At 44.0% G+C, this 13,998-nt stretch carries 14 protein-coding genes; 10 read left to right on the top strand and 4 right to left on the bottom strand.

Features of this window, described 5'->3' with window-relative positions; genetic code table 11:
- Positions 1-10 precede the first annotated feature (10 nt).
- The 3 genes from rsxG to nth all read left to right on the top strand — a co-directional run bounded on the left by rsxG (position 11) and on the right by nth (position 2,132).
- Positions 11-640, top strand: coding sequence for an electron transport complex subunit RsxG (rsxG, locus tag AB4482_RS07465; RefSeq protein ID WP_017061171.1), 630 nt, complete (start codon positions 11-13; stop codon positions 638-640).
- Positions 640-1,332, top strand: a complete 693-nt coding sequence (locus AB4482_RS07460) for an electron transport complex subunit E (protein ID WP_012603531.1) — start codon at positions 640-642, stop codon at positions 1,330-1,332. Before rsxG ends, AB4482_RS07460 begins: the two co-directional genes overlap by 1 nt.
- Before the next feature lie 164 nt (positions 1,333-1,496).
- On the top strand, positions 1,497-2,132 hold the full coding sequence (gene nth, locus AB4482_RS07455) for an endonuclease III (protein WP_017061172.1): 636 nt from the start codon (positions 1,497-1,499) through the stop codon (positions 2,130-2,132).
- A 180-nt stretch (positions 2,133-2,312) separates the two neighbouring features.
- Here the strand turns inward: nth and AB4482_RS07450 are convergent, their stop codons facing one another.
- Complete coding sequence (locus tag AB4482_RS07450; RefSeq protein ID WP_017061173.1) at positions 2,313-5,066, bottom strand: cation-transporting P-type ATPase; 2,754 nt, start codon at positions 5,064-5,066, stop codon at positions 2,313-2,315.
- A gap of 747 nt (positions 5,067-5,813) precedes the next feature.
- Between AB4482_RS07450 and gloA the strand changes: the two genes are divergently transcribed.
- Both gloA and AB4482_RS07440 read left to right on the top strand, forming a co-directional pair.
- Positions 5,814-6,230 (top strand): lactoylglutathione lyase, encoded by a 417-nt coding sequence (gene gloA, locus AB4482_RS07445; protein ID WP_004734046.1) that lies wholly within the window; start codon positions 5,814-5,816, stop codon positions 6,228-6,230.
- A 199-nt stretch (positions 6,231-6,429) separates the two neighbouring features.
- The gene (locus tag AB4482_RS07440; RefSeq protein ID WP_004734047.1) at positions 6,430-6,864 is read left to right on the top strand and encodes a DUF2753 domain-containing protein; all 435 of its coding nucleotides are present in this window, start codon (positions 6,430-6,432) and stop codon (positions 6,862-6,864) included.
- A gap of 95 nt (positions 6,865-6,959) precedes the next feature.
- Here AB4482_RS07440 and motY read toward each other — a convergent pair whose 3' ends face one another.
- Positions 6,960-7,841 (bottom strand): flagellar protein MotY, encoded by an 882-nt coding sequence (gene motY / locus AB4482_RS07435; RefSeq protein WP_017063457.1) that lies wholly within the window; start codon positions 7,839-7,841, stop codon positions 6,960-6,962.
- Positions 7,842-8,029: 188 nt separating this feature from the next.
- On the opposite strand from motY, the gene rnt reads away from it, so the two are divergent.
- The gene (rnt, locus tag AB4482_RS07430; RefSeq protein ID WP_017061178.1) at positions 8,030-8,674 is read left to right on the top strand and encodes a ribonuclease T; all 645 of its coding nucleotides are present in this window, start codon (positions 8,030-8,032) and stop codon (positions 8,672-8,674) included.
- A gap of 65 nt (positions 8,675-8,739) precedes the next feature.
- On the top strand, positions 8,740-10,065 hold the full coding sequence (locus AB4482_RS07425) for a Na+/H+ antiporter family protein (RefSeq protein WP_372180761.1): 1,326 nt from the start codon (positions 8,740-8,742) through the stop codon (positions 10,063-10,065).
- A 191-nt stretch (positions 10,066-10,256) separates the two neighbouring features.
- On the opposite strand, the gene AB4482_RS07420 is transcribed toward AB4482_RS07425, so the two are convergent.
- Together AB4482_RS07420 and AB4482_RS07415 are read right to left on the bottom strand one after the other, a co-directional pair.
- A complete protein-coding gene (locus tag AB4482_RS07420; protein WP_372099925.1) occupies positions 10,257-10,886 on the bottom strand; it encodes a DsbA family protein in 630 nt (209 codons plus the stop codon).
- Positions 10,887-10,984: 98 nt separating this feature from the next.
- Positions 10,985-11,323 (bottom strand): Grx4 family monothiol glutaredoxin, encoded by a 339-nt coding sequence (locus AB4482_RS07415; RefSeq protein WP_004741702.1) that lies wholly within the window; start codon positions 11,321-11,323, stop codon positions 10,985-10,987.
- A gap of 269 nt (positions 11,324-11,592) precedes the next feature.
- Between AB4482_RS07415 and sodB the strand changes: the two genes are divergently transcribed.
- The 3 genes from sodB (at position 11,593) to AB4482_RS07400 (ending at position 13,890) form a co-directional block, all read left to right on the top strand.
- Positions 11,593-12,177 (top strand): superoxide dismutase [Fe], encoded by a 585-nt coding sequence (gene sodB / locus AB4482_RS07410; RefSeq protein ID WP_004734050.1) that lies wholly within the window; start codon positions 11,593-11,595, stop codon positions 12,175-12,177.
- A gap of 247 nt (positions 12,178-12,424) precedes the next feature.
- Complete coding sequence (locus AB4482_RS07405; protein ID WP_277815999.1) at positions 12,425-12,928, top strand: VC2046/SO_2500 family protein; 504 nt, start codon at positions 12,425-12,427, stop codon at positions 12,926-12,928.
- Positions 12,929-13,206: 278 nt separating this feature from the next.
- Positions 13,207-13,890 (top strand): SDR family oxidoreductase, encoded by a 684-nt coding sequence (locus AB4482_RS07400; protein ID WP_017070508.1) that lies wholly within the window; start codon positions 13,207-13,209, stop codon positions 13,888-13,890.
- Positions 13,891-13,998: the final 108 nt, after the last annotated feature.

The raw sequence follows: 13,998 nt of genomic DNA, 5'->3' as shown, positions 1-13,998 counted from the left end.
AGCGGATACCATGCTAAATGCAATTAAGAAAAACGGCCTTGTACTCGCGATTTTTGCGTGTGCTTCGACGGGTTTGGTCGCGGTAACTCACTACCTAACCAAAGATCAGATCAAACAACAAGAACAGGCTCAGTTACTGTCTGTTCTTAACCAAGTGATCCCACACGATCAGCACGACAACGAGCTGTTTTCGTCTTGTACTTTGGTTCAAGCAGAAGAGCTTGGTACTGAGCAAGCGATGCCGGCTTACATTGCTAAGCTTAATGGTGAGCCTAGCGCGATTGCGATCGAAGCGATTGCACCAGACGGCTACAATGGCGCGATTAAAGTCATTGTTGGAATGAAAACTGACGGTACTATTTTAGGTACTCGCGTGCTTTCTCACCAAGAGACTCCGGGCTTGGGTGATAAGATTGATCTGCGTGTGAGTGATTGGATTCTTTCGTTTGCAGGTAAGCAAGTGACGGATTCTAATCTAGACCGTTGGAAGGTTCGTAAAGACGGTGGTGATTTTGACCAGTTTACTGGCGCTACTATCACGCCAAGAGCAGTCGTGAAGTCAGTCAAACAAGCGGTCCAGTACGTTAACCAAAACAACCAAGCATTGCTTGCTCAACCTCTAAATTGTGGTGGTGAATAATGAGTGACCATAAAACATTGATCAAAAATGGCATGTGGGCCAATAACCCTGCCCTAGTGCAACTTCTTGGGTTATGTCCGCTGCTGGCTGTATCGTCAACAGTCACTAACGCACTTGGGCTAGGCATTGCTACCTTGCTTGTACTGGTCGGCTCAAACGTTTCTGTTTCTTTGGTTCGTAATCATGTGCCAAAAGAAGTACGTATCCCAGTATTCGTAATGATCATTGCCTCGCTAGTAACCTGTGTTCAATTGCTGATGAACGCTTACGCCTATGGGCTTTACCTCTCTTTGGGTATCTTCATCCCGCTGATCGTAACCAACTGCATCATCATTGGTCGTGCGGAAGCCTTCGCTTCAAAAAATGAAGTGCTACCAGCGGCTCAAGATGGTTTCTGGATGGGTCTAGGCATGACATCAGTATTGGTCGTGTTAGGTGCGATGCGTGAAATTATTGGTAACGGGACCCTATTTGATGGCGCAGACCTGCTGCTTGGTGACTGGGCTTCGGTGTTACGAATCCAGATATTCCAATTTGATAACAGCTTCTTGTTAGCCCTGCTTCCACCGGGTGCCTTCATTGGTGTTGGTTTCTTAATTGCTTTGAAAAATATCATCGATAACCAAGCAAAATCTAGACAACCAAAACAAGAAAAACCAGTCATTGAACGCGCTCGCGTTACCAATGCCTAATAAGTTAAATTAGCTTAAACCTCGCTGAGTTAGCTCAACCACTCAGCGGGGGAAATCAGATCTAAACAGTACATATAATAATGACGCTCATAAGAGCGCGTAACCGATGATAAAGCAGAAGCAATCCAAGCTTCATGCCCTAACTATTTGAAAGTAATGTCGCTATGAACAATGTAAAACGAGTAGAAATACTTGAGCGTTTAAGAGAAAACAATCCAAAGCCAGAGACTGAGCTTAACTGGAACAGCCCATTCGAGCTGCTGATTGCCGTTCTATTGTCTGCACAAGCAACCGATGTCAGCGTGAACAAGGCGACGGATAAGCTGTACCCTTTAGCCAACACTCCGCAAGCAATTTTCGACCTAGGTGTTGATGGCTTAAAAGAGTATATCAAGACCATCGGCCTATTTAACTCAAAAGCAGAAAACACCATCAAAACGTGTCGTATGCTGCTTGACCTACATAATGGTGAAGTACCGGAAGATCGCGCTGCATTAGAAGCCCTTCCAGGTGTCGGTCGTAAAACAGCAAACGTAGTGTTAAATACCGCATTCGGTTGGCCAACCATTGCCGTTGATACTCACATCTATCGTGTATCAAACCGCACTAAGCTAGCGATGGGTAAAACCGTCGACGATGTCGAAGCAAAACTACTTAAGGTTATCCCAAAAGAATTCAAACTGGATGTCCACCATTGGCTCATTCTTCATGGACGTTACACCTGTGTCGCACGTAAACCACGCTGTGGCAGCTGTATCATTGAAGACCTCTGTGAATTCAAAGAAAAGAGCGAAGATTAGTCTTTCCGTTCACAACGATTAATCAATACGGCAGCGCTTAAAGCGCTGCTTTTTTATTGCCACTCTCTAGAATCCGCCTCTACATAAGTTTTCACTTCTAATTCTGCGTTCCCAAGACAACAGGCATAAAAAATCCCGCCTTTTATGGCGGGATTCAATTATTTAGCTAAGAAGTCTGTCTTAGATAAACTCCACTTTAGTCACTTCTTTGATAGCAGATAGAACAAATGTTGGTACTGCTGCAATGAAGATTAACGATATTAAGTGATTAAACTCTAGCGCTTCTGTGCTGAATACCAACTGACCGAAGCTTGTGTACACAACGCTTAAAGACAAGATAGCCGATACTGCCACCGCACCAAGTAGGTAGTGGTTAGTGAACGGATTCTTACGATAAATCGTTGTAAACGTACGTGCATCGAACAAGCTCCAAAGTTGAGCAAAGATCAGTGTTAAAAACGCAACGGTTTGTGCGTATTGAGCACTGTAACCACCGTCGAGTGCGTAAGAGAATGTCACAAAGCTTAGACCACCTAATGCGAGACCACGAGTTAGGATACGAGCGCCTAGACCATTAGAGAAGAAGCCTTGGTCACGTTTGCCTGGCTTACGCTCCATGAGATCTTTCTCTTCTGGCTCAACACCGAGTGCGAGTGCTGGTAGACCATCAGAAACGAGGTTAACCCATAAAATCATTAGTGGAGTTAGCGGAAGTACTACATCTGGTCCCATGAGTAGGAATGCAAATAGGATTACCGAAACCTCACCCACGTTCGCTGTAAGTGCTTGGCGGATAAACTTACGTAGGTTATCGAAAATTTGACGACCCTGACGTACCGCCTTCACGATAGTACTGAAGTTGTCATCCAACAGGATAAGGTCACCTGAGTCTTTCGCAACAGACGTACCTGTAATACCCATCGCAACACCAATGTCTGCACGACGCAGTGCTGGCGCATCGTTCACGCCGTCACCGGTCATAGAGGCAACTTCATTGTTCTCTTGCTGCGCTTTTACGATACGCAGCTTGTGCTCTGGAGTAACACGTGCAAATACTGCAACCTGAGAACAGATAGACAAAAGCTTCTCGTCATCCATTTGGTCAAGCTCAGCACCCGTTACCACTAGATCGTCTTCGCTACGGATGATTCCGATTTCACGAGCAATCGCTGCTGCCGTGACTGCGTGGTCACCGGTAATCATTACCGTACGAACACCAGCGCTATAACAGCTATTTACAGCATCACGCACTTCTGGACGTGGTGGATCCATGATGCCATAGATACCCAGGATGCTGACGTCTTTTTCAAGCTCAGGGAAATCTAACTCAAGCTCTTCTTCTTTTAATTCACGGAAACCAACGGCAAGTGTACGCAGAGCATCACCACCAAAGGTTTGGATTGCCGCTTCAAAGTTTAAATGAAGCTCTTGAGACGGTGCGGTATCGAGAGCCAAGTTGCCTGAAACTTCACAGCCAACCGTTGGTACGAAACCACCGTCAACCATGAAGCTGGTTGATTTACCAAGAACAACATCTGGCGCACCTTTCAATGCTAGGAAGTGCTTACCTTGTGGGTCACGAACGATAACAGAAGCCATCTTACGACCAGAATCGAACGGGAACTTCTTAACGATTGAGTAGCCACCCGTTGATAGCATTTCATCTTGTTTAAGACCTGCTTTTGCAGCTGCAACAATTAGTGCACCTTCTGTCGGGTTGCCACGAACCGTCCATTTACCATCAGCATTTACATATTCAGCATCGTTACAAAGCGTTGCAACAACAAGACCTTTCATCATTGCAGGGCTGTTTGTCGCTTCGACATTGTGACCTTTGGTAATGAATTCACCCTTAGGATCAAAACCTTTACCTGACACATCCCAGTAACGACCAGACACATCGTACGCTTTCATCACCTGCATTTGGTTTTGTGTTAGCGTACCGGTTTTATCTGAACAGATAACGGTTGTAGAACCAAGCGTTTCGATTGCTGCTAGCTGTTTAGCCAAAGCATTATTCTTAACCATCTTAGTCGAGCCCATCGTTAATACGATAGTAACCACCGTTGGTAAACCTTCAGGAATAGCGGCAACCGATAAAGAGATACCTGTTGTTAGGATTTCTAACCATGGCATACCGTGGTAAACACCGATAGCACAAACAATAGCAACAACCACAAGAGCAACAACCAATAATGCGAGTGCGATGGTGTCCATACGCTCTTGCATTGGTGTTTTCGTCTCTTCCGTTTGGTTCATCATATCAGCGATGTGACCAACTTCAGTTTGCATACCTGTGCTTGTTACCACAGCAAGGCCTGTACCTGTAGTCACGATTGTTGTCATGAAGCCCATGTTCTTCTGATCGCCAAGACCAAGGGTCTCATCTTCAAGGCGTTCAGACTGCTTATTCACTGGCTCAGATTCACCGGTCAGTGCAGCCTCATCTACCGTCAGACGGTTTGACTCAAGAATACGAACATCAGCAGGCAGAATATCGCCAGTATTAATTTTGATGATGTCACCAGGAACGAGGGTTTTAGCTGGAACACTGATCCATTTACCATCGCGCATCACTTCGGCTTCTGGAGCTGCCATTTCTTTTAGCGCTTCCATCCCTTTCTGAGCTTTAAATTCTTGCCAGAACGCGATACCAGTATTGATAAGGATAATCACTGCAATAGCCATAGCATCAATCGCGTGGCCAGTAGACCAAGAAACGATTGCACCAACAGCTAGAATAAAAATCAGTGGGTTTTTATATTGATGAATATACAGTTCCCACGCAGAAGCTGACTCTTGTGCAGTCAGTTCGTTAGTGCCGTGCTTCTCTAAGCGTGCATCCGCTTCAGAAGTTGATAAACCTGTCGTTTGATCTGCGTTCAGTTCGTTTAAAACATCTGAACTTTGTTGTGTAAACCATTTACTCGTCATTTGAGTACTCCACATCAATGCCTCACGCCGAGGCTAATGTAATAAAATAATACTTATTCTTATGTGATAGAAAAATCGCACAAATCAAAAGTGAATATTTAGTCGATTTGGTGCGCTTGAAAAACTATATAGTAAGGATTGTCTATTTAGCAAAGATCGCAAAAGATACACTTGATACACACTTGACAACTACTTTGAAAACACAACCACATCAAACATAAAACAAACAATACAAGCCCAAACTATTGTTTAAAAAAGATAAGCACAAAAAATAGACACCCTTTGCACTTTCGTAAAAACCATTGGTTATCGGCGTATTTTATCGAAAACTCCTTAATAACGAAGTAAAACATCGGAATAACCTTTCTATAAACAGGGAGATGTTGGCGTAATCATAAATTGATAAAATGGAAAGTTAGATGCCAATTTTAAAAACGAAAGGAAATCAGCAACAAGATGGAGATATAAGTCACAATTCAATAACCAAGGCCATTACAAAAAAGACCAATACTCAAACTTACTATTTATGCAAAAATTCGAATTAATCAATAGTGACTGACAAATCAAGAAGGCCGTCTACTTTCATTTTCTTGTAATACAAATAAGAAAAATCTAGAGAGGGAGAGTAAGATAGATGATGAGAATAAGAAAATATGACCAAGCTCATCATCTCTTTGGTGTTGCTTATGAGCTTGCTCATATATAGTGCTATAAAAGAAACAACCAATAACAAGCTAGGAGCAAATCATGTCAAACGGTCGTATTTTACACACCATGCTACGCGTGGGTGATCTAGACAAGTCTATCGAGTTCTACACCAATGTAATGGGCATGCAGCTATTACGTAAGAACGAAAACAAAGAGTACGAATACACACTGGCTTTCGTTGGCTTTGGCGACGAATCTCAAGGCGCAGTGATTGAGCTGACTTACAACTGGGGCACCACGGAATACGATCTTGGCTCTGCTTTTGGTCACGTTGCTATCGGTGTTGATGACATCTACACAACGTGTGATGCGATTAAAGCAGCTGGCGGCAACGTAACGCGAGAAGCGGGTCCGGTTAAAGGCGGCTCTACACACATTGCGTTCGTTAAAGATCCTGATGGCTACATGATTGAGCTGATTCAGAACAAACAAGCAAGCGCAGGTCTAGAAGGTTAATTCCTTAACCTCTTTGAGAAGTTGAGTTTGAACGCCTGATGAAATAAAAAAGAAGCGAGCACTATGCTCGCTTCTTTTTTATCACTCTCCCCATAATCGATATGCTTCACCAATTATTCTTAACAATCTCATTGATGAAACTTTACATGATAATAATTATTATTTAAATTAACCACCTATTGATTAATGAGGTAATACAATGATTAGCGAATGGGAAAAACACACGTTACTTGCCGATACTGCATTGCAGCTCGACGATCCTGTACGAAGTATTCTTCATTATCAGCAGGCTTTGAACTTAAGTGAAGAAATTACAGAACGCACCGATATTCAAGCCGATGAGCGGTTACTGATTTCGGTGATTTCTTGCCACAATCTTGCTCAATTCTGGCGTTGGGCTGGCGACACTGAATACGAGCTCAAGTATCTTCAACTGGCTTCCGAAAAGGTACTCACACTGATCCCTCAGTGCCCTAATACTCAATGTTCAAGCTTTATCGATTCTATTGGTTGCTGTAAGAAAGCGCTGATCGATTTCATGAAACGCCACCCAAACCCTAAAATTGCCTCTATGGTGGAGAAGATCGATACCGCGACCAACTGTGAAATGATCGCCCGCTTCCGCTTGAACTAAACAAGTTACGTCCAAACAACGACTCCAAATCTAAAACATAAAAAAGCCCGTCATCAAGACGGGCTTTGTCATTTCAAAACAAGCTATTGTTTAGCTTAAACCTGTGTACGACCTAAAGAGATCACAACACGTCGGTTCTTGTCTTTACCAATTGGCGAGTTATTGTCTGCAATCGGACGACGCTTACCATAGCCTTGTACTTGAATACGATCTTCTGGCAAGCCTAGAGATTTGAAGTACTCTCTTAACGATTCCGCTCTGCGCTCTGAAAGGTTTTGGCTAATCCCTTTGCTGTCGACAGAGTCGGTGTACGTTGCCACCAGCACAAGGTCGATGTCTTGATTATAGCGAACGTAATCAGCAATCTGGCTCAGCCTTTTACGCGACGATTTATTCAGCTGATCGCTGTTGCGGTCGTAATGCAAAATAGTGAAAGAGATATCTTCAAAGCTGTAAGGCAGCAGATTAGCAACACAGTCACTGAACACATTGTATTTTTCTTGGAATAGCACTGACGACAACGACACTTCGATACGTTGATCTCGGCTCTGCCACTCTTGGTAGCTGAATGTCGGATAACGCCCTTTCTCCAACTCACTCAAGATGCCCCAAGCTGTTTGACCACCGACATAGCCATCAAATTGTTGGAAGAACTTAATGGTTGTCATGCGATCAGCACTTTCACCCGGACGCCAAGGTGGCGGCATCGAAATCAAGCTGACATTACGCGTCGCACCCATTGGGCGACGCATTTTAAGCTCAAAGTCCAAAATGATTTTTTTACTCGCGCGAGATGAGAACTCAGCATCACCAAAGTTTGGAATTGGGTGAACCAAGCGACATTCTAGTGGCGTGTTGGCCACCATCTCCCATGTCGACTGTTGAGGAGATGCTCCGTAACGCTTTTCTTGTGCCATGACCGATGACGACACAAGTAGCGAAAATAGCATTGAACCTGTTATGAGTTGTTTCTTCATAAAGTGGAGTATCTCTTAAGCAATTCGTTTAACAATGCAGCCAATTGCCGCATTTTTCTCTCACGTTTAAATATGCAATTATCAAGCCGTAATGGGTTAGGTAATTTATGATTTATTGCCCTTCCCTAGTTTTTATCACTGCTATTATCTGCAATAATGCAGCCTTAATCACACTTATTTGGGCTAACATGACTGTAGAAAACGAAGCTCTGACCCTAAAAAAACGCTTTCGCGGCTATTTTCCAGTGGTCATCGACGTGGAAACCGCAGGGTTTAACGCTGAAACCGATGCATTATTAGAAATCTGTGCCATTACATTAAAAATGGATGAGAACGGAGATCTGCACCCTGCATCAACGCTTCATTTTCACATTGAGCCTTTTGAAGGCGCAAATATAGAGCAGGCAGCATTAGACTTTAACGGAATTAAAGACCCATTTAGCCCATTACGTGGTGCTGTGTCGGAACAAGAAGCCCTTAAAGAAATCTACAAGCTAGTGAGAAAAGAACAAAAAGCTTCAGATTGCAGTCGCGCAATCATGGTTGCTCACAACGCTACATTCGATTTGAACTTCGTTAATGCGGCAAGTGAGCGCTGTAAGCTTAAACGCGTCCCTTTCCATCCATTTGCTACTTTTGACACTGCAGCTCTTAGTGGTCTTGCCTACGGTCAAACCGTTTTGGCTAAAGCTTGCCGCACTGCAGGGATGGAATTTGACAACAAAGAAGCACACTCTGCTTTGTATGATACGCAAAAAACCACAGAGTTATTTTGCGGCATTGTAAACAAATGGAAAGCCCTTGGTGGTTGGCCTCTTGTTGACGAAGAATAAAAAATAGAGTCGGTAAACGTTTTTTCGTATTGCCTTCATAAAAAACACAACATCCCGAGAATAATATGAATCCTGTTGTAATTTCAGTTTGCATCATGCTTGTTTTAGCTTTGATGCGCGTAAACGTAGTCGTTGCTCTGACGTTCAGTGCAATTATCGGTGGCGTAGCCTCTGGTATGAGCTTGAACGACACAGTCGCGGCTTTCGAAAGTGGATTAGGCGGCGGTGCAACGATTGCACTTAGCTACGCTATGCTTGGTACATTCGCTGTTGCTATCTCACGTTCTGGTATCACAGATCTCCTTGCTCAAAGTGTTATCAAACGCATTCACGGCAAAGAGAACAGTGCAGCATCGACTGGTCTTAAATACGGCATGCTTGCGTCGTTGATCTTAGTGACCATGTCTTCGCAAAACGTGATTCCGGTACATATCGCCTTCATCCCAATCTTAATCCCACCTCTACTAGGCGTATTCGCAAAAATGAACCTAGACCGTCGTCTAGTTGCGTGTGTGCTGACTTTTGGTCTGATTACACCTTACATGGTGTTACCGATTGGTTTTGGTGGCATCTTCCTAAACAACATTCTGCTTAAAAACCTTCACGACAATGGTCTTGAAAACGTAGTAGCAAGCCAAGTGCCAATGGCGATGTTGTTACCCGCTGCGGGCATGATCTTCGGTCTTCTTACTGCAGTATTCTTTACTTACCGTAAGCCTCGCCAATACAAAGAAACCTCTCACACTGTTGTTTCAACAGAAGTGAAAGAGATCAACAAGAAGCACATCCTAGTAGCAGCAGCTGGTATCGTAGCAGCGCTAACAGTTCAACTATCGACTGGCTCTATGATCATCGGTGCTCTAGCGGGTTTCATGGTATTTACCTTCGGTGGCGTTATTGCTTGGAAAGAGACACAAGATGTCTTCACCAAGGGCGTTCACATGATGGCAATGATCGGTTTCATCATGATTGCAGCAGCAGGTTTCGCGGCAGTTATGAAGCAAACAGGTGGCGTTGAATCTTTGGTTGAAGCACTTTCAACAAGCATCGGCGACAACAAGCCTCTAGCAGCACTACTTATGCTAATTGTTGGTCTATTGGTTACTATGGGCATTGGTTCTTCGTTCTCTACGATTCCAATCCTTGCAACTATCTACGTTCCACTAGCAGCAGCATTTGGCTTCTCGCCAATGGCAACAATCGCTCTAGTAGGTACAGCTGCTGCACTTGGTGATGCGGGCTCTCCGGCTTCTGACTCAACATTAGGTCCAACGTCTGGTCTAAATGCTGATGGTCAACACGAGCACGTATGGGAAACCGTAGTACCGACGTTCCTGCACTACAACATCCCACTGATCGTATTCGGTTGGATTGCAGCCATGGTTCTGTAATTAGGTTCTGTAGTTAAACAGTCCTACGCTCACTTTTATAAAGACCGCCTCGTGCGGTCTTTTTTGTCTCTGAGATTCATTCTACTCTTCCTTCCGCTCACTCTCATTGAACTAGCGACACCAAACAAAAAAGGCTTACTCTGATGAGTAAGCCTTAGAAATCATTGCGAATACAGATGACTCTCGCTGAATTACGCAGCGGGAGCATTACTCACTAAAATTTCGCGAATAGACTTAAGCGTCGCTTCCGTTGAATGATAATCCAATTCAACTTCACTAAAGATGCCGTTCACTTCAAGCATTAAGGTCGGGTAAGAAAATACACCCATCGCTTCTTTAAAGCCTAGCTGGTCATCTAACTCACTTTCCAATAACTTGCTAGAAAGGTCATTTTCTAACTGTTGAACATTCATACCTAGCTCTTCAGCCAACTGCAAATGTGTGTCTTGGCTATGTGGCAACATCGCACGAAGGTAGTAAGCATGTTGAATCGCTTCAAGCATCGCTTCGTAGTGGTCTTGAAAACCTGCAGCAATCACGGCACGGCACGCAGGGTAAGTACTGCGAACAGGTTGGCACTCTGTCCAAAAATCATGGTTAAACTCAGTACCCAACTTAGCTTCGATCTGCTTCCAAATCGCTTGCAGCTTGCCTTTCATCTCTTCTGACATTGGCTCATCAGAATCCGGGGCCAAACCACCCACTACATAGTTAAACTCAATGCTCGCAGGCAATTGTTGTTTCAATAACTCAAGTGTTGGCTTGTAACCCCAACACCAGCTGCACATTGGATCATGCACATAATGAAGTTTTACGTTCATTGTTCATTCCTTATCGAGTCAATGATTCGATCAATTCAAACAAAAAAGGAGCCTGATTAAGGCCCCTCATTTTAACTATTCAGCGCAAAGGCTAGAACTTATTCAGCGTCATCGCCAGCAACTTTAGCCGCTGCTTCTTTGATGATTGGCTGAAGTTCGCCTTTTTGGAACATCTCAAGAATGATGTCACAACCACCGATTAGCTCACCTTCAACCCAAAGTTGTGGGAAAGTTGGCCACTGTGCGTAAGCAGGAAGCTCTGCACGGATATCAGGGTTTTGTAGGATATCTACGTAAGCAAATTTTTCGCCACATGCCATTAGAGCTTGAGACGCTTGAGAAGAGAAACCACAGCTAGGTAGCTTAGGAGAACCTTTCATGTACAGTAGAATAGTGTTTTCTTCAATTTGCTGTTTGATTTTATCGATAGTTTCCATTGCTTCCTCGTTAATGGATTACGGCTTTTATTGCCTTTATTCTACCCCAAACTAAAAGAATAAAAACCATATAAAAAAAGCGGTTAACAAGCTAAGCTAACAATTCACACAAAAGTAATGAAATAAGCTTTTAATAAAGTAAAAACTTGCTAAACTATATCGCAAGTCAGCAAATTGACCATGGTTGGCAGTATAGCGAGCCATGAATAATAATATCACTGGAAGCAATCGAAAGAGTTAACTCTTTCATATCAATGGAGAATTGAGCAATGGCATTTGAACTACCGGCTCTTCCTTACGCGAAAGACGCGCTAGAACCACACATCTCAGCAGAAACGCTAGATTTCCACCACGGTAAGCACCACAACACTTACGTTGTTAAGCTAAACGGCCTTATCCCAGGTACTGAGTTTGAAGGCAAAACACTAGAAGAGATCGTTAAGACTTCTACTGGTGGTGTTTTCAATAACGCTGCTCAAATCTGGAACCACACGTTCTACTGGCACTGTCTTGCTCCTAAAGCGGGCGGCGAACCAACTGGCGCTGTTGCAGAAGCTATCAACGCTGCATTCGGTTCTTTCGAAGAATTCAAAGCGAAATTCACTGATTCAGCAATCAACAACTTCGGTTCTTCTTGGACTTGGTTAGTTAAGAAAGCTGACGGTTCTCTAGACATCGTTAACACTTCTAACGCTGCTACTCCTCTAACAGAAGAAGGTGTTACTCCACTTCTAACTGTTGACCTATGGGAACACGCTTACTACATCGATTTCCGCAATGTTCGCCCTGACTACATGGCTGCATTCTGGAACCTAGTAAACTGGTCTTTCGTAGAAGAGAACCTAGCTAAGTAATTATTGCTTACGCTGCGCTATTTATAGCGAGTTATCTATTGAAAGCTCATGCCTCGGCGTGAGCTTTTTTGTATCTGTCGTGTTCCACAAAATCTAAACATTTCGTAATAAACCCGCCAATAGCGCTTACTTCTCGAACTATTGATAGCGTTCTTCCCAACCCTACATAAATTCTCTATTTGCCTGTAATTAAACACTAAAGTTTGCCGACTCCATGCCGTTAAAGGTGTATCCAATGAGAGGCGACATGCAAATACATACTTTAGACAAAGCAGGAATCATCAACGAACTGAAGTTCGGCATCGGGATCAGCCAAGCGGTTGAGCAAGGTCGCCGTGCAGATTTCGCGTTGCTGTTATCTATGTTTTCTAATGATGTCCGTGATTGCACGCCAATTGACACCATTGAAATCACAGAGACAAATGAAGATCGCCTGCGCAAACAATTTGGCATAGCAGAACCTCAACAACTGCGTTCAAACCAGTCTTCATATGAGATTTCAGCTCAGCAATCTAATCATTTTCATCAAGCTAGCCTTGCCAGCGCCAAGCTCAGCCATTACTTGAAACCTGAAGCGCTTGCCTTCATGCCTGAAGATACAGCCGACTTACCCGAAGAGGTTTACCAAAACCTTTCTGGTCATGACCGACGCAAACTCGCAAACAAGCATTTACCTGATTTGCCACATTCCACGCTCTACAATGAGCTAACCACCGCGCAACGTCAGTATCAAATTCAAGCTCAAGTATAGCGGTCGCCTACCTTTCCCTTTTTCGCTGTCTATCCATAGCTCTTCTTCGACTAACTCGCACACTTCAAAGTATTCACACGAATGATATGAACCACTAGCCTTAGGCAACCTAAAAACACCTGATGTCGGTTACCGCTTGAAGTTACTACAAAATGTGACGTGCCACTAACTTCATAAAAACTTATTAATTGGCACACCTTAGTTTGAACCAATTCACACCCGTTGTATAAATTTTAACCCATCCTTATCCGACATGGACGATTTGTTTAGGTACTGGGATGGAAATAAAAAGCTCAATCATATTGGTGACATCTGCCGGCTCGCGACTGGGGGGGGCGATTGCGAACCACTTTGTTAACCTTGGAGCCACCGTCATCCTTTGTGATAAAGACACGGAAGCACTTAGAGCGACGTATCTACAGTGTGCCCGGTTTTCTGACTCTGTTTACCACTACACGCTCAAAGGCAATGACAGCCAAGCGATTCTCAGCGTATATGATTTTATTCAAACCACCTTCAACACGACACCCGATGTGCTGGTCAATAACTGGATAAGCTCCCCAATGCCTAGCCTAATTGGCGATCAGCCTGTGAGCAGCTTTATTAATGATCTCTCATCGATGGCATCGACCCTGTTCGCATTTGGGCAAATCAGTGCTGAGAGATTGCGAGAGGAAGATAAGGAAGGCGTGATTGTGAATGTGATATCTCATGATGACTTTCACGATGTGTCTGGCTTAGAGAGCGCAAACTCAATGATCACTGGCTTTACCCATAGTTGGGCGAAAGAGCTGACTCCCTTTGGCATTCGAGTCGGTGGCGTTGTTCCCGCCGTTCATAACTCCGATGGCAAGCTCAACCGATGTCACTGGGCGCAGCTGCAAGACGAGCTGACCAGAACAACCGAATACATTGTCTCGAATGACTACTTCAGTGGGCGAGTTGTCGCGGCAGAGGTTTAACTCCCTATTCCAATTGAACATGACTGGCTCAGCTCATATTAAGTAGCAGAGCTATTGCCTCTCAATCCGTTTTACAAACGAACCAAACATAAAAAAAGGTTCATCGCG

Source organism: Vibrio sp. 10N.222.55.C7 (assembly GCF_041473335.1).
In the GTDB taxonomy this organism is placed as follows: Bacteria; Pseudomonadota; Gammaproteobacteria; order Enterobacterales; family Vibrionaceae; genus Vibrio; species Vibrio crassostreae_C.
Note: the sequence above shows the minus strand (reverse complement) of the source record. Positions and strands in the feature narration are given on the sequence as shown.